Annotated in this window: 13 protein-coding genes; 8 read left to right on the forward strand and 5 right to left on the reverse strand. The window is 69.1% G+C overall.

The features are described 5' to 3' along the window. The first annotated feature begins 35 nt into the window (after positions 1–35). Entirely contained in the window at positions 36–1,529 is a 1,494-nt protein-coding gene (locus tag CLV46_RS09895) for an MDR family MFS transporter (protein WP_425430408.1), read from the forward strand. Between the two features lie 63 nt (positions 1,530–1,592). Here the strand turns inward: CLV46_RS09895 and CLV46_RS09900 are convergent, their stop codons facing one another. After that, positions 1,593–2,435, reverse strand: a complete 843-nt coding sequence (locus tag CLV46_RS09900; protein WP_100364612.1) for an alpha/beta fold hydrolase — start codon at positions 2,433–2,435, stop codon at positions 1,593–1,595. Between the two features lie 95 nt (positions 2,436–2,530). Here CLV46_RS09900 and CLV46_RS09905 point away from each other — a divergent pair, with 95 nt between their 5' ends. Further along, positions 2,531–3,106: a TetR/AcrR family transcriptional regulator gene (locus tag CLV46_RS09905; RefSeq protein WP_100364613.1), complete on the forward strand. Its 576-nt coding sequence runs from the start codon at positions 2,531–2,533 to the stop codon at positions 3,104–3,106. 11 nt (positions 3,107–3,117) lie between these two features. Here the strand turns inward: CLV46_RS09905 and CLV46_RS09910 are convergent, their stop codons facing one another. Continuing rightward, positions 3,118–3,402, reverse strand: a complete 285-nt coding sequence (locus CLV46_RS09910) for a DUF2277 domain-containing protein (RefSeq protein ID WP_100364614.1) — start codon at positions 3,400–3,402, stop codon at positions 3,118–3,120. A gap of 62 nt (positions 3,403–3,464) precedes the next feature. Then, positions 3,465–5,042, reverse strand: coding sequence for a bifunctional phosphatase PAP2/diacylglycerol kinase family protein (locus tag CLV46_RS09915; protein WP_245866714.1), 1,578 nt, complete (start codon positions 5,040–5,042; stop codon positions 3,465–3,467). Between the two features lie 387 nt (positions 5,043–5,429). Here CLV46_RS09915 and CLV46_RS09920 point away from each other — a divergent pair, with 387 nt between their 5' ends. Next, the gene (locus CLV46_RS09920; RefSeq protein ID WP_157802289.1) at positions 5,430–5,945 is read left to right on the forward strand and encodes an alpha/beta hydrolase; all 516 of its coding nucleotides are present in this window, start codon (positions 5,430–5,432) and stop codon (positions 5,943–5,945) included. Between the two features lie 57 nt (positions 5,946–6,002). Here CLV46_RS09920 and CLV46_RS09925 read toward each other — a convergent pair whose 3' ends face one another. Next, positions 6,003–6,776 (reverse strand): hypothetical protein, encoded by a 774-nt coding sequence (locus CLV46_RS09925; protein ID WP_100366001.1) that lies wholly within the window; start codon positions 6,774–6,776, stop codon positions 6,003–6,005. A 286-nt stretch (positions 6,777–7,062) separates the two neighbouring features. Here CLV46_RS09925 and CLV46_RS09930 point away from each other — a divergent pair, with 286 nt between their 5' ends. Next, positions 7,063–9,069, forward strand: a complete 2,007-nt coding sequence (locus CLV46_RS09930) for a DUF262 domain-containing protein (RefSeq protein ID WP_100364616.1) — start codon at positions 7,063–7,065, stop codon at positions 9,067–9,069. Positions 9,070–9,079: 10 nt separating this feature from the next. Here CLV46_RS09930 and CLV46_RS09935 read toward each other — a convergent pair whose 3' ends face one another. Continuing rightward, entirely contained in the window at positions 9,080–10,069 is a 990-nt protein-coding gene (locus CLV46_RS09935; protein WP_100366002.1) for a LacI family DNA-binding transcriptional regulator, read from the reverse strand. Between the two features lie 195 nt (positions 10,070–10,264). Here CLV46_RS09935 and CLV46_RS09940 point away from each other — a divergent pair, with 195 nt between their 5' ends. The 4 genes from CLV46_RS09940 to CLV46_RS09955 all read left to right on the forward strand — a co-directional run bounded on the left by CLV46_RS09940 (position 10,265) and on the right by CLV46_RS09955 (position 14,890). After that, a complete protein-coding gene (locus tag CLV46_RS09940; RefSeq protein ID WP_157802290.1) occupies positions 10,265–11,506 on the forward strand; it encodes an ABC transporter substrate-binding protein in 1,242 nt (413 codons plus the stop codon). Between the two features lie 62 nt (positions 11,507–11,568). Continuing rightward, positions 11,569–12,516: a carbohydrate ABC transporter permease gene (locus CLV46_RS09945; RefSeq protein WP_100364618.1), complete on the forward strand. Its 948-nt coding sequence runs from the start codon at positions 11,569–11,571 to the stop codon at positions 12,514–12,516. Continuing rightward, positions 12,513–13,337 carry a carbohydrate ABC transporter permease gene (locus tag CLV46_RS09950; protein WP_100364619.1) on the forward strand — a complete coding sequence of 275 codons (825 nt, stop codon included), beginning with the start codon at positions 12,513–12,515 and terminating at the stop codon, positions 13,335–13,337. Before CLV46_RS09945 ends, CLV46_RS09950 begins: the two co-directional genes overlap by 4 nt. Before the next feature lie 32 nt (positions 13,338–13,369). Continuing rightward, positions 13,370–14,890 carry an alpha-N-arabinofuranosidase gene (locus CLV46_RS09955; RefSeq protein ID WP_100364620.1) on the forward strand — a complete coding sequence of 507 codons (1,521 nt, stop codon included), beginning with the start codon at positions 13,370–13,372 and terminating at the stop codon, positions 14,888–14,890. Positions 14,891–14,954: the final 64 nt, after the last annotated feature.

Consider the following 14,954-nt stretch of genomic DNA (forward strand, 5'->3'; position numbering starts at 1 on the left):
CCGTTCCCGCCACCGCTCTGAGCCCCAGGAGAACCTTGACCGACCGCACCCTGACCGAACCTGCGACGGGAAGCGTCGCCGTGCCTCCCGGCACCGACGCGCCCGACCACTCCGCCCGCAACCGCCTCGTCATCTCGATCCTGCTCGTCTCGGCGTTCGTCGTGATCCTCAACGAGACGATCATGGGTGTCGCACTGCCCGAGCTCATGGTCGACCTCCAGATCACGCCGTCCGTCGGCCAGTGGCTCACGACCGCGTTCATGCTCACCATGGCGGTCGTGATCCCGATCACAGGGTTCCTGCTGCAGCGCTTCGACACCCGTCCGATCTTCTTCGCGGCGATGGGGCTCTTCAGCCTCGGGACGCTGCTCTCGGCGGTCGCGCCCGGCTTCGGAGTGCTCGTCATCGGTCGTATCGTGCAGGCGAGCGGCACCGCGATCATGATGCCGCTGCTCATGACGACCGTCATGACGCTCGTTCCGCCGGCCGCACGCGGCAAGACGATGGGCAACATCTCGATCGTCATGTCGGTCGCGCCCGCCATCGGACCGACGATCTCCGGCGTCATCCTCAGCTTCCTGGACTGGCGGTGGATGTTCATCATCGTGCTTCCGATCGCCATCGCGGCCCTGCTGCTCGGCGCCGCGCGCATCCAGAACGTGACGGAGCCGAAGAAGGTGCCGATCGACGTGACCTCGGTCGTCCTGTCGGCCTTCGCGTTCTCGGGACTCATCTACGGCCTCAGCAGCATCGCCGAGGCCTCTCAAGGGCATGAGATCGTGCCGGTCTGGGTGCCGCTCGTATTCGGCGCGCTCGCGCTGGCAGGGTTCATCTGGCGCCAGTTCGTGCTGCAGCGCGGCGATCGCGCGCTGCTCGACCTCCGCGTCTTCGGCACCGGCAACTTCACCGTGACGATCCTCATGATGGCGGTCGCCATGGCGGCCATGTTCGGCACCCTCATCGTGCTGCCGATCTACCTGCAGACGGTGCTCGGTCTCGAGCCGCTCGCGACCGGCCTCCTGCTGCTGCCCGGCAGCCTGCTGATGGGTCTCATGGGACCGATCGTCGGCCGCATCTACGACAAGCGCGGCCCCGCCGTGCTCCTCGTGCCGGGAACCGCGATCGTCAGCGCCGTGCTGTGGGTCATGACCCTCCTCGGCAGCGCGACCCCGGTGCCGGTCGTGCTGCTCGTGCACATCGGCCTCTCGTTCGGGCTCGCGCTCATGTTCACCCCGTTGTTCACGGCGGGCCTCGGATCGTTGCAGCCGCGGTTCTACTCGCACGGCTCGGCGGTCATCGGCACCGCACAGCAGCTCGCCGGTGCGGCGGGGACCGCGCTGTTCATCACCGTGCTGTCCACGGTGACCGCGGGCACCATCGCGTCGGGCGGCACCGATGCGCAAGCGGTCGAGGCGGGCGTACGCGCCGCGTTCCTCTCGGGCGCGGTGGTCTCGCTCCTCGCGATCGTCGCCGCGTTCTTCGTCCGCCGGCCGGCCGACTCCCCCGCCGGAGCGCCTGCGGCCCACTGAGTCCCGCACAACGCAGAAAGGCGCGGATGCCCGCTCGGGCATCCGCGCCTTTCGCGCACGGAGCTACTTGCCGACGAAGCCGAGCAGGGCCTCGTTGACCTGGGCGGCGTGCGTCCAGAGCAACCCGTGGGGCGCGCCCTCGATCTCGACGTAGTCCGCCGCGGGCACCGCGTCATGGAAACGGCGACCGGTCGCATCGATCGGCAGGATGTTGTCCTCGGTTCCGTGCAGGATGAGCGTCGGCTTACCGGCCTCGCGCACGGCGACGACGTCGTCACGGAAGTCCGTCAGCCACGCAGCCACCACCGCGTACGCGGCGACGGGCGCGCTGCCCACCGCGGTGTTCCAGCTCGCCGTGACGACCTCCTGGCTGATCCGCTCGCCCAGGTTCTCGTCGAGGTTGTAGAAGTTCTTGTAGAACTCGGTGTACCAGGCGTAACGGTCGGCGTACGCGGCGTCGTAGATGCCGTCGAAGACCGACTGCGGCACCCCGGCCTCGTTGTCGTCGGTCTGCAGCAGGAACGGCTCGAGCGAGGCGAGGAACGCGAGCTTGGCGACCCGCTCGTGTCCGTAGGTCTTGACGTAGCGGGCGAGTTCGCCCGTCCCCATCGAGAAGCCCACGAGGATGACGTCGGAGAGGTCGAGGGTCTCGAGCACCGTGTTGAGGTCGCCGGCGAAGGTGTCGTAGTCGTAGCCGACGCCGACCTTGCTCGACTTGCCGAAGCCGCGACGGTCGTACGTGATGACCCGGTATCCGGCGGCGAGCAGTTCGCGGGACTGCAGCTCCCAGCTGTTGCCGTCGAGCGGATAGCCATGGATGAGCACGACCGGCTGACCGGCACCGTGGTCTTCGTAGTAGATCTCGATGTCGGTGCTGTTCTCCTGGCCGACGGTGATGTAACCCATGATTCACTCCTTGAGTCGAGGACGAGAACGTGCGTTCTCTTCCGTTGAGCACTACACTAGAGAACGTTGGTTCTCGGCGCAAGGGGCAGATCGTGATGGATGAGCAGACGGCACGTGAACACGTGGTTGCCGCGGCGGATCGCTTGTTCTACACCCGCGGCATCCAGGCCGTGGGGATGGATGCGGTGCGCAGCGCGGCCGGGGTCTCGCTCAAACGGATGTACGCCCTCTTCCCTTCCAAGGACGACCTCGTGATCGCGGTGCTGCACCGTCGCACCGCACAGTGGAACGCCGGCATCGCGGCGACGGCCGCCGGCGCGTCGACCCCGCGGGAGAAGCTCCTGGCGATCTTCGACTTCCTCAGCGACTGGTTCCGCGAGGACGACTTCCGCGGTTGCGCGTTCATCAACTCCTACGGGGAGCTCGGCGCGACCTCGACCGCTGTGGCGGAGACCGCGCGAGCCCAGAAGGCCGCGTTCCAGCGTTACGTCGCCGAGCTCGTCCGCGACGCGGGTGCGCCCGAGCACCTGGCGCCCCAACTCGCATTGCTCGCCGAAGGCGCGCAGACCACCGCGGCCATCTCGGGCGACGCCGCCGCGGCCGGGCACGCGCGCGCCGCAGCCGAAACGCTCATCACCGTCGCGCTGGGCCGCGAGACGGTCGGCGTCTGACCCCTCGAGGCTCAGGCCGAGGCGACGGCGCGCGCCATCCGCTTCTCGAACCGCTCGCGACCCTTCTCGGCCTCGACCTCGCGGTTCTTCGGCGGTGCCGTGCTCACGAGGTCGTCGAGCAGGTGCTGGGTGACGTGGGCGATCTCGGCGACGGCGCGCTCGAACGCCTCGGCATTGGCCTTCGACGGCTTCGTCGACCCGCTGATCTTGCGCACGTACTGCAGGGCGGCGGCCTGCACCTCATCGCTCGTGGCGACGGGTTCGAAGTTGTGGAGGACGTGGATGTTGCGGCACATGCGACGAGGGTAGGCCTCGACTCACCGCGGCACCAGAGGCTCGACGCCCGACTGCGCCGGTCTCAGTACCGCGGGCTGTACACCTCGAGTCCGAGCGGCACGAGGCGGATACGCGACACGTATCCGCGGCGCCGCCCACGGGGCGTCTCCGCCGCCTCGAGCTCCACCTCCCCGTCGTGGGCGAGTCCCGGGGGCTGGCCCTCGCGAGGTCGCACCTCGATGACCAGCTCGTCCGTCTCGAACGCGTCGACCGCCGACGGGCCGGGGGCGACGCCGATGCCGCGCAGCACGGTTGCGGCGCGACGGGCGAACACGAGCGACGCGACCGCACGGATGCGGGCACCGGCGTGGAGGATGCGCACGTCGAGCACACCGTCGTCGAGCCGGGCGCGCTGCAACGGCGTCACCGGCGCGGGGTGGTTGCGATTGACCCCGACGAAGACCGACCAGGCCCGAGCCCGCCGACCGCCGATCACGATCTCGACCGGCTCCGCCGTGCGCAGGGCCGCCACCGCGGCGATGAGCGACGCGATCCACTTGCCCCAGGTGCCCTGATACCGCTCGCGGAGGGCGACGAAGTCGGGGTAGATGCCGACCGAGGCCGCGTTCAGGACGGTCACGTCCGCCTCGTCGTCGATCCGGAGTTCGGCCACGTCGACGCGCAGGCCGTGCCCGGCCTGGAGCGCGTCGATGCCCGCGTCGATCGTCTCGACACCGGCCGACCGCACGAAGTGGTTGAAGGTGCCGCCGGGCAGCGCCAGCAGCGGCACCCCCATCTCGCGGGCGACGTGCGCTCCGACGTCGATCGATCCGTCGCCGCCGCACACCCCGAGCACCGTCGGCCGGGGTTCCGCAGCGAACAGATCGCGCGCGACCTGCTCGAGGGACTGCCCCTCTCCCACCGTGACGATCCGCGCTCGGGGAAGGCGCCGTTCGAGCACCGGCACGGGGTCAGGACGCCGGACGCTCGTCCCCGAGGAGGGGTTGACGACGATGGCGACTTCCGCACCGTCGGGCGATGCGGGGAGGGTGACGGGCAGTCCGCCCTCCGGCTTCGCGGGCCGTCGCGGGGCGGGGACGAGTGCTTTCCCGGCTGCGGCGACGCCGACCCCGAGCGCTGACCCGCCGACGACATCCGAGAACCAGTGGGCGCCGACGTGGAGGCGCGAATAGATGACGCCGAGCGCGAGCGGTGCGACGACCGCGCCGGCCTTCGGCCACTCCACGGCGACACCGGTCGCGAAGGCGGCGGCGCTCGCCGAGTGCCCGGACGGGAACGACGCCGACGTGGGCTGCTGACGCAGCCGCCGCCCGAGCGGCACGTCTTTGAGGATCGGGCGATCGCCGCCGAAGAGCCGCTTGCCGATCAGGTTCGCGATGATGCTCGCCAGGGTCAGCGACGCGACGCCCCGCACCGCGGCGCGGGGACGACCGAGCACGACGAGCGCGCCCGCGAGCGCGAACCACAACCGACCGTGGTTCGCCGCTTCCGAGAGCCGCCGATAGCCGGTGTCGACGGCGCCGGGAGTGCGGCGTCGGTTGATGCGGCGGGCCACGGCCCCGTCGACGCGGCGGACCCACCTCGGCAGCACGCGCAGCCGTCGGAGGGCGATGATCGGGTTCAGCGGTGGTCGGGGCACGAGGCCGACGCTATACCGCGCGCAGCGCCGGTGCAGCCGGTTCGCGGGTGGCTGTCACCGACGACGACCTCCGTGAACGGGGCGCGGCGCCGGGAGGGGCTCCCGTCGCGCTCCCAGCCTCGGCCGCGACCCTCGAAGGGAGAGGACGGCTGCGCGCTCGGCAGTCGTCGGCCGAGGGAGCACACGGACGGGAGGAACGTCTTGGACGGTTCGACCTGGGGGGACGCGCCGTCCGACGGGGCGCGGGGGCGGGTGGTCCTGCCCGATTCCAGCCCTCGCGGCGAGCCTCCCGGGCCGGGCGTCCTCGAGCTGCCCGCCTCGCACGGGCGTCGTCACCTCGTGTTCGTCCCTGCGCGGGCGACGCCCGGAACGGCTCTCCCTCTCGTCGTGCTGTTGCACGGATCGGGATCGGACCCGCAGTCGGTGCTCCGGCTCCTGCACGACGAGGCGGAGCGGCGCGGGATGCTCGTGCTGGCACCGAAGTCCATGGCCTACACCTGGGATGCGATCCTGGGCGGCGTCGGTCCGGACATCCGATCGATCCAGGAGGCTCTGGACTGGATGGCCGAGCGGTTCCGGCTCGATCGTGCGCGGATCATGCTCAGCGGCTTCTCCGATGGCGCGTCCTACGCCCTGACCGTCGGCCTCGTCAACGGTGACGTGTTCTCGCGGATCGGCGCCTTCTCCCCCGGGTTCCTGCTGCCCGGACCGCGAACGGGTCGCCCGTCGATCTTCGTGTCGCACGGCCTCGCCGATCCGGTGCTGCCGATCGACCGCTGCAGCCGGGTGCTCGTACCCGGGCTGATCGCCGACGGGTACGAGGTCGACTTCCGCGAGTTCGCCGACGGTCATACCGTGCCGCGGGAGATGGTCGCCGCGGCGCTCGATCCGCTCGCCGGCTGAGGCGGACGCACGAAGGCCCCGGTCGTCGACCGGGGCCTTCTCGGCTGCAGTGGAGGGTCAGGCCTCGCTCATGGCCGTCTGGTCGGCCTGGCCGCGGGCCGCGAGGGCGGCGGCGCGGGCGGCGATGCGGCGGGACTGCTCGGCCTGGCCGGCGTCGAGCACGTCCTGCGGCACCTCGACGTTCGGCACCTGGCTGGTGCCGTGGTACTTCTCGATGTAGGCGTCGAGCTCGGGGCCCGAGGTCCACGAGGTGATGAGGCAGTAGCGGGGCTCGCTGCCGTAGTGCGCGGCGGCGTGCCACAGACGCTGGGTGTCCACGATGAGCTGCGCACCGGCCGGGAGGGCGATGCGGTACTCGACGCTCGGGTCGGTGCGGTTCTCGCGCAGGACGAAGTAGCTGTCCTTGTCGTCGGTGAGGTTGAAGAACCCGCGCACGACCCAGCCGGTGCCGTCGGGGTTGAGGCGGTTGTTGTCGTCCTGGTGCAGGTTGTACAGCGCGTCCGCGTAGGTGTTCGGCTGCAGCTCGATCACGCGGCAGCGGCCGATGTTCGCACCCGGCTCCTGGGCGCGACGGGTCAGGTTCGGCGCCTTCTCGACCTGCGACGGGATGAACACGCCGTCCTTGTCGGTGCGCGGCGGCTTGTGGTTCCAGAACCCGTTGCACTCGATCTCGCCGAAAGCGCTCGCGAGCGGGGCGAAACGGGTGTCGCCGGAGGACTTCCAGTCGACGTATTCGATGTCGAGCCACTCCTTGGGGTCCGCCTCCTGGTCGTACTGATCCAGGACGACGAAGCCGGTCTCACGGAGAGCGTCGGACTTGATGTAACCCATGATGTGAATCATGCCTTTCGTGGGGAGGGCCAGCGCGTTTTTACAGGCCCAGGTTAGGTAAGCCTATCCCGGGCCCTCCGCGGCTTCCCGGTGAAGCGCGCGAAGATCGTCCGGGAGGACGACCCCGAGGGTGAGCCGACGCCGGCTGCATAGACTGGATGCGCGGCAGCGGGCCGCCCGGGCAGGCGATGACGACGGCGGTGGGGGTTCCACTGCGCGCCCGGTGGACCGCGGGCGATCGGCTCGCGCGGTACCGAGAAACGACGTTCCGAGGACTGGACGAGTCATGAGCACTGCCACGAACATCGACGCGACCGCGGTCAACACGATCGCCTGGCTCTCGGCCCCCGACACCAACATCGTGGTGCCCGTCTACCAGCGCCAGTACCGCTGGGACATCGGCGGATGCGAACAGCTGCTCGCCGACATCCGTGCGGTGGGCGACACGGATGACCGGCACATGCACTTCATCGGTTCGATCCTGTCGTCGGTGAGCAGCGACGGGGCGGACACCGAGCTCGTGCTCATCGACGGACAGCAGCGCACCACGACGCTCATGCTGCTCATCGCCGCACTGCACCACACCGTCCGGGCCGACGACCCGGAGCTCGCCGCCCAGCTCGAGCGGGTGCTCGTACGCGCCTCCGACCCGACCCGCACGAAGCTGCGACCGCACCGCGCGTGGGCCGACGTGTTCGAGAGCGTCGTGCTCGACCGCCGCCCCGCCGACGGCACCCTGCGCGACTCCCGGTTCGACGACAACTACGCCTTCTTCCGCAGTCAGATCAGCGCCGAGGAGGCTCCCCGCATCTGGCGCGGTCTGCAGAAGCTCGAGCACGTGGCGATCACGCTCGGCGCGGGGGCGAACGCCCAGCAGATCTTCGAGAGTCTCAACTCGACGGGCGAGCCCCTGCGCGATCACGAACTCATCCACAACTACGTGCTCATGGGTCTCTCGCACGCCGAGCAGAGCGAGATCGAGGACGACTTCTGGCTGCCCATCGAGCGGAACACCGGCGAGTCGATCGCCGCCTTCTGGCGGCACTACCTGGTCATGACGACGGGCCGGGAGGTCGAGGTCGCCGGCGAGCGCGGCGTCTACGCCGCCTTCCGCCAGCGGTTCCCCCGGCTCGACCTCGACACGTTGCGCGCGCATGCGGCGGAATGGCGGGAGTATTCGGAGATCTACCGCACCCTGCTCGACCCGTCACGCGAATCCGACGCCGACGTCGCCCGCCAGCTCGGCTACCTCACGACCTTCGGCCGGGCGATGTACCCGCTCGTGATGCGGGCCTATCACGACCACGCCCACGGCGAGCTGGAGAAGGACGTGCTCATCCGCACCCTCGAGTACGTGCAGTCGCTGCTGTTGCGTCGCACCGTCGTGGGGCTCGGCAACGAACGCCTCGTCGCCCGGTTGTGCCGGGCGCGCGAACAGGGTCAGGGCGCGCTCGAGGCGGCGATCGGCCGCATCGCCCCGTCGGACGAGCGCGTGCGGGTCGCCCTCAAGTACAGCGACCTGCCGCACGCGGCCTACGTGCTCGGGCGGCTCTCCGGGGTGGACGACACCGCCGAACTCGACATCGAGCACGTCTTTCCGCCCGCACCCGGCGACAACTGGAGCGGCGACGGCGAGCGGGAATGGGCGGACTACACGGAGGACGAGCAGAACTCCCACCGGGCGCTCGCTCAGACCCTCGGCAACCTCGCGCTGCTCGAGCAGCCGCTCGCCGAGCGGGTGCTCGACAAGTCGTTCCCCGACAAGCGGGCGGCGTACGACCGCAGCTCGATTCCGACGACCCGCGACCTCGCGCAGGAGCAGGCATGGGGCACGGCCGCCATCTCGGAGCGTTCCGCCCGGTTGAGCGCGGACTTCCTGCGCATCTGGACGCGCCCCGCCGTGACCGGGATCGACGACGACGGACTCACCCCCATCCTCGATGCCACCCGGCGCCGGGGCTGGCCGCGCGGCTGGCAGCGCGAGTTCGAGTACGTCGAGTACCGCGGCGAGCACTGGGAGGTCTACGACGTCAAGTACCTCTTCAACCGCATCTTCAAGCGCCTCTGGGCGGACGGCCGCGAGCACGTCGTCGCCTTCAGCGCCCGTCGCGGAGGTCCGATCTTCGATGCGCAAGCGTGGAACGGCCACTGGGACACGCTCGACGAGTCGACCTACATCTACATGGGCTGGGACTCGAACTACATGCTCTCCGCGGTGCAGGGGCTGCTCGAGGAAGCCGGCCTCGCCTCCGAGGTGTTCGTGAAGTACTCGTACACCGCCGCGCACATGTGATTCGCGCCCCTCACCTCGTCGAGCCGCGGATCACGAGTGGTGCGGGGCTCACGAGGTGCTGGGGCGGGAACTCCTCCCCCGCGATCCGCCGTTCGAGCAGATCCATCGCGTGTTCGACGACCCAGTCGTGGGTGGGATCGATGGTGGTCAGCGCGGGGGCGAGCTGCTCGCCGAGTGCGAGGTTGTCGAAACCGACGACCTGCACGTCCTGCGGCACGCGCAGACCCGCGTCGCGGACTCCTGCCATGACGCCGAACGCCACCTGGTCGGTGATCGCGAAGATGCCGTCGACCGAGGGGTCGACCTCCAGTCGCGCGCGCACGGCCTCCCGCGCGACCGCCGCCTCGTAGGCGGCGAGCTCGATCACGCCGTCCGGTCGTGGCTCGAGTCCGGCCTCCAGTTGGGCTCGACGCCAACCGGCGGTGCGCGCCGTCGTCATCGAGGGGAACCCTTCGTCGCCTCCGGCCGCGATCAGCAGGTTGCGCGCCCCCCGTTCCAGCAGATGGGCCGTCGCCCGATGAGCGCCCCCCTCATTGTCGAGCTGGATGTGGTCGTAGCGCGGAGGCATGTCCTGCTCGCCGAGCAGGACAACGGGCACGGCGCTGCGCAGGCGGTCGACATCGTCGTAGTGGAGCCCGACGACGCTCAACAGCACGGCGTCGTAGGTGGCGAGCCGGGCATGGGAGAGGGCGGCGAGTTCGCCCTCTGCGCTCGCGTTCGATTGCTCGACGGCCAGGTGACGACCGACCGCGGTGAGGGCGACGGCCAGCTTGGCGGCCAGCTCGCCGAAGTAGGGGTGGTCGAAGCGGGGCACGATGAGACCGATGGCCCCCGTGCGCCCCGAGCGGAGCCGTTTCGCCGTCAGGTTCACTTCGTAGCCGAGGCGCTCGACGGCCTCGAGCACGCGCACCCGCGTCTCGGGACCGACCTTCGGGCGGCCGTTGAGCACGTTCGACACGGTCATCACCGAGACGCCGGCCGCGGCCGCCACGTCGCTCATCGTGGTCACCCGGCCTCCTTCCGCTCACACTCAGCCTGGCAGAGCGGGTGCGTGACCCGATCGTGACCACGCCGCCCGAACGAGCTCTTGACGACCCCCGCACGGCGCGTGCTACCGTTCCTCGCAATCCAGGTATAACGATATACCTGGCCGGTGGATCGGCATCCACCCCTCATGCGAACAAGGGAGTTCACCGTGATCTCACGCGCCACCCGCTGGGCAGCGGCCGTCGCCGCCGCCTCGCTCTCCGTCGGACTCGCCGCCTGCAGCAGCGGCGGGGACGCGGAGGGCACGACGACCATCTCGTTCCTCTCCTGGACGGGGCAGGAGCAGATGGAACCCGTGCTCGAGGCCTTCCAGGAGGCTCACCCCGAGGTGAAGGTGGAGGCCTCGTACGCCCCTCCCGTCGCCGAATACATCCAGACCCTGCAGACCCGCGTGCTCTCCGGCACCGCACCGGACGTGTTCCTCATCGCCGCGGAGAACAAGACCAACCTCATCGATGCCGGTGCCGTGCTCGATCTCTCGGACGAGCCGTTCACCGAGGGAGTCCAGCCGTTCAACCTCGACACCTACGGGCGCGACGGCGCACAGTACGGGCTCTCCCTGTCGAGCTGGGCAGCGGGCTACGCGTACAACGTCGACATGCTCGCCGAGGTCGGCTACGACGCGCTCCCCGAGACCTGGGACGAGTTCCTCGAGTTGCTCCAGAAGCTGAAGGACGCGGGGCACACCCCGTTCCTCGAGAGCGTCGATCAGATGCCGACCACTGTCTCGGCCATGCTCGGCGCGAAGTCGAGCGAGATGGATCCGAGCCTCGACGAGCGGATCTTCTCCGGCGAGAGCACCTTCGAAGAGGAGTGGAGCGACATCCTCGAGCAGTACAACCGCCTCTACACCGAGGGTCTCGTGAGCAGCGACGTGGTCGCCCTCGACGGCGACCAGGTCCGTGACGAGTTCGCAAACGAGCGGGTCGCGATCATCAACGCCGGCCCCTGGATCATCAACGCGGTGCAGGAGGCGAACCCCGACATGAACTGGTCGTTCGGCCAGGTGCCCGGACTCGAGGACGGCAAGCCGTATCAGGCCGGCGCCGCGAGCCCCGGCTACGCCATCAACGCGAAGTCGGACGAGGGAAAGCAGGAGGCGGCGAAGACCTTCCTCACCTGGCTGGCCTCGGCGGAGGGCGTCGAGCAGTTCCAGAAGGCCACGAACGACGTCACGGTCACCGACGACTACACGCCCGAGATCAACCCGGTGTTCGAGCCGATGGTCGGCCCGATCCGCGAGGGCGAGCTCTACCTGCCCATGATCGCCTGGCAGCGCGACGAAGACGTGCTCAACGTCGAAGCGGTCGCGCAGATGCAGCGCATGATCCAGGGCGAGATCGAGCCGAGCGAGGTCGCAGCCGCCCTCGACACGAAACTGTCCGACTGATCCGAAGCGCCGATGCGGATGCGGCGGTCACGACGACCGCCGCATCCGATCGAGGAGAGCACATGACCTCATCACTCGCCGGGCGCCGTGTCGCGACCGCGCCCGCCACCCGCCGCCGATCGGTGGAAGGCGGATGGAAGCAGATCACGATCAACCGGGCGTTCCTGCTTCCGGCCGTCGTCGTCTTCGTCTTCCTCTTCGTCATCCCGCTCGCCCAGGGCTTCTACTGGAGCCTGACCGACTTCACCGGTTACAGCGACGAGGCGGAGTTCGTCGGGCTCGCCAACTACGCGGAGATCCTGCGGGATCCCTCGATGCTCTCGGGCCTCAGCTTCACGGTGGTCTTCGCCGTCGGGTCGACTCTCGTGACGACCCTGCTGGCGATCCCGCTCGCCGTGCAGCTCAACAAGGCGTTCGCCGGACGCAACTTCGTGCGCTCGCTCTGGTTCTTCCCCGCCGTGCCGAGCATGGCGATCCTGGGGCTCGTGTGGGGGTACATCCTCTCGCCCCTGCCCTCGGGGGTGCTCAACACGCTCTTGAACGACTGGTTCGGCATCGAGGCCATCTCCTGGCTCAGCGACAACACCCTCGCTCAGGGCTCGGTGATCATGGTCAGCGTATGGGCGCAGGTCGGCTGGCATGCGGTGCTGTATGTCGCCTATCTCCAGTCGATCCCGTCGGAGTACTACGAAGTGGCCAAGATCGACGGCGCGAGCGCCCGGCAGCAGTTCTTCGGGATCACGCTGCCGCTGCTCACCCCCGCGATCGTCATCAGCACATTCCTGCTTCTCACGGCCGGGCTCAAGGTCTACGAACTGCCGTTCACCCTCACCGGCGGCGGCCCCGGCTTCACGACCTACACGATCACGCAGTCGATCGTCACCGCCGGCGTGGGCCAGGGTCGGTACGGCCTCGCCTCCGCGCTCGCCGTGCTGTTCACCGTCGCCGTGGCCGTCATCGGCTTCACCCAGCTCAAGGTCGCCAGCGCGATCGGGAAGCGGTTCTCATGACCACACCGGTCTGGCGCCGAGTCGCCCTGAGCGTCGTGATGCTCGCCCTCGCCCTCGTCATCGGGGTGCCGCTGTACTACGTGCTGGTGAACAGCTTCAAGACGCAAGCCGAGATGGTGACCTCGCCGCTCGCCCTGCCGCACCAGTGGACGTTCGACAACTGGGGTGACGCACTCGGCGACACCGCGATCTACCAGGCCTTCGGCAACACCCTCTACGTCACCGTGCTCGGCGTGCTGCTGCAACTGTTCGTGGGGGCGATGGCGGCCTACGCGATGCTCATCACGCACAGCCGACTGGCCCGCTTCGCTGCCGCCGCGCTGCTGCTCGGCTTCATGATCCCCGGACAGTCGACCCTCATCCCGCTCTACCGCACGCTCGTCGGGCTCAGCCTCGTCGACGACCTCAACGGCCTCGTGCTCATGTACCTCGGAGGCTCGATCTTCTGCTTCTTCCTGATCCAGGGCTACATGCGCACGATCCCGTACGAGGTGATCGAGGCGGCCCGTGTCGACGGTGCGGGCACATTCCAGGTCTTCTGGCGGATCGTGCTGCCGCTCATCCGCCCGATCCTCGTGACGGTGGGCGTCTTCCAGACGATGTGGGTGTGGAACGACTTCCTGCTGCCCACCGTGTTCCTCTCCTCGCCGCAGAAGCAGACCATCGTGCTGCAGGTCTACAACGCGGTCTCGGAGTTCACGACCGACTGGCCCGCCTTCATGACCATCACCGTCATCGCGCTCATCCCCATGGTCGTCTTCTTCGTCTTCACGCAGCGCCACATCGTGAGCGGGCTCCTGGCCGGGAGCGTGAAGGGATGACCGCCGCCGACACCCCGAACAGAACGGAACCCATGTCCCCGCTCACCGCCGTCATCGACCTCGATCTGCCCGGGCCACGCATCTCCCGGCACGTCTACGGACACTTCGCCGAACATCTCGGGCGTTGCATCTACGGCGGCTTCTTCGTGGGCGACAGCGACGACATCCCGAACGAGGGCGGCATCCGCCTGGATGTCGTCGACGCGTTGCGAGCACTGCAGATCCCGAATCTGCGGTGGCCCGGCGGATGCTTCGCCGACGACTACCACTGGCGCGACGGCGTCGGCCCGCGGGAGTCGCGGCCGCGCATGGTCAACTCGCACTGGGGCGACGTCGTCGAGGACAACAGCTTCGGCACGCACGAGTTCCTGCAGTTGTGCGAACTCCTCGGTGCGGCTCCCTACATCAACGGCAACGTCGGCTCGGGCACGGTGCGCGAGACGAGCGAGTGGGTCGAGTACCTCACGCGCGGCGACGACTCCCCCATGGCCGCACTGAGGCGCGAGCACGGGCGCGACGAACCGTGGAGCGTGCCGTTCTTCGGCATCGGCAACGAGCCGTGGGGCTGCGGAGGCAACATGACCGCGGCGCAGTACACGCACCTCGCCCGTCAGTACGCGACCTACATCCGCGACCACGGCGAGACGGCGGTCACGAGGATCGCCGCGGGCGCGAACGTCGACGACTACCTCTGGACCGAGACCCTCATGCAGGCCCTCAGCGGACTCGGCGGCACCGACCGGCGCGATCTGTTCCAGGCGCTCTCGCTGCACTACTACACGTACAACGGGTCGTGGAGCGACAAGGGCGACGCGACCGAGTTCGGCACCGACGACCACTACGTGACGATGAAGCGGGCCCTGCGGATGCGGGAGCTGCTCTCCGGTCATGCGGCCGTGATGGACGCCTACGATCCCGAGCGCACGGTCGGGCTCGTGGTGGACGAGTGGGGCACGTGGTGGAACGTCGAGCAGGGCACCAACCCGGGATTCCTGTACCAGCAGAACGCGATGCGCGACGCACTCGTCGCGAGCGTGCACTTCGACATCTTCCACGGATTCGCGGAGCGGATCACGATGGCGAACATCGCCCAGACGGTGAACGTGCTGCAGGCGGTGATCCTGACCGACCCGGACTCCGGGGCGCTCGTGCTCACGCCGACCTATCACGTGTTCGCGATGAACGTGGGCCATCACGATGCGGACCGGCTCCCGTTGACCTTCAAGGGAACGGTGCCCACACTCTCCGTCGAGGGCACCGACGTGCCCCTCGTCTCGGCATCCGCGTCGACGAAGGGCGACACCGCCCTCGTGTCGCTCTCGAACCTCGACGCGGACGAGAACCGCACGATCGTGCTCGACCTGCGTGGCCGCGACGTCGTGGGCCACAGCGCGACCCTGCTGAACGCTCCGACGCTGCAGAGCCACAACACCCCCGAGCACCCAGACGCGGTCGCCCCGGTGGAGCACACCGGCGTGCGGTCGCATCCGGGCGGCCTCGCGGTGGACCTTCCCGCGCACTCGTACGTGACCGTCTCGCTGCACCTCCGCTGAGCGATCGGCCGAGGTGCTCGTACACTTCCCGTACGGATTCCGGCATGCCGGGACCGGTCACCCT

Source organism: Diaminobutyricimonas aerilata (assembly GCF_002797715.1).
GTDB classification, from domain to species: Bacteria; Actinomycetota; Actinomycetes; order Actinomycetales; family Microbacteriaceae; genus Diaminobutyricimonas; species Diaminobutyricimonas aerilata.

Excerpts from the sequence above, each read along its gene's own strand:
- CLV46_RS09950 (WP_100364619.1), top strand. The coding sequence starts at position 12,513 with ATGACCACACCGGTCTGGCGCCGAGTCGCCCTGAGCGTCGTGATGCTC.
- CLV46_RS09930 (WP_100364616.1), top strand. The coding sequence starts at position 7,063 with ATGAGCACTGCCACGAACATCGACGCGACCGCGGTCAACACGATCGCC.
- CLV46_RS09935 (WP_100366002.1), bottom strand. The coding sequence starts at position 10,069 with ATGAGCGACGTGGCGGCCGCGGCCGGCGTCTCGGTGATGACCGTGTCG.
- CLV46_RS09925 (WP_100366001.1), bottom strand. The coding sequence starts at position 6,776 with ATGGGTTACATCAAGTCCGACGCTCTCCGTGAGACCGGCTTCGTCGTC.
- CLV46_RS09905 (WP_100364613.1), top strand. The coding sequence starts at position 2,531 with ATGGATGAGCAGACGGCACGTGAACACGTGGTTGCCGCGGCGGATCGC.
- CLV46_RS09910 (WP_100364614.1), bottom strand. The coding sequence starts at position 3,402 with ATGTGCCGCAACATCCACGTCCTCCACAACTTCGAACCCGTCGCCACG.
- CLV46_RS09955 (WP_100364620.1), top strand. The coding sequence starts at position 13,370 with ATGTCCCCGCTCACCGCCGTCATCGACCTCGATCTGCCCGGGCCACGC.
- CLV46_RS09945 (WP_100364618.1), top strand. The coding sequence starts at position 11,569 with ATGACCTCATCACTCGCCGGGCGCCGTGTCGCGACCGCGCCCGCCACC.
- CLV46_RS09900 (WP_100364612.1), bottom strand. The coding sequence starts at position 2,435 with ATGGGTTACATCACCGTCGGCCAGGAGAACAGCACCGACATCGAGATC.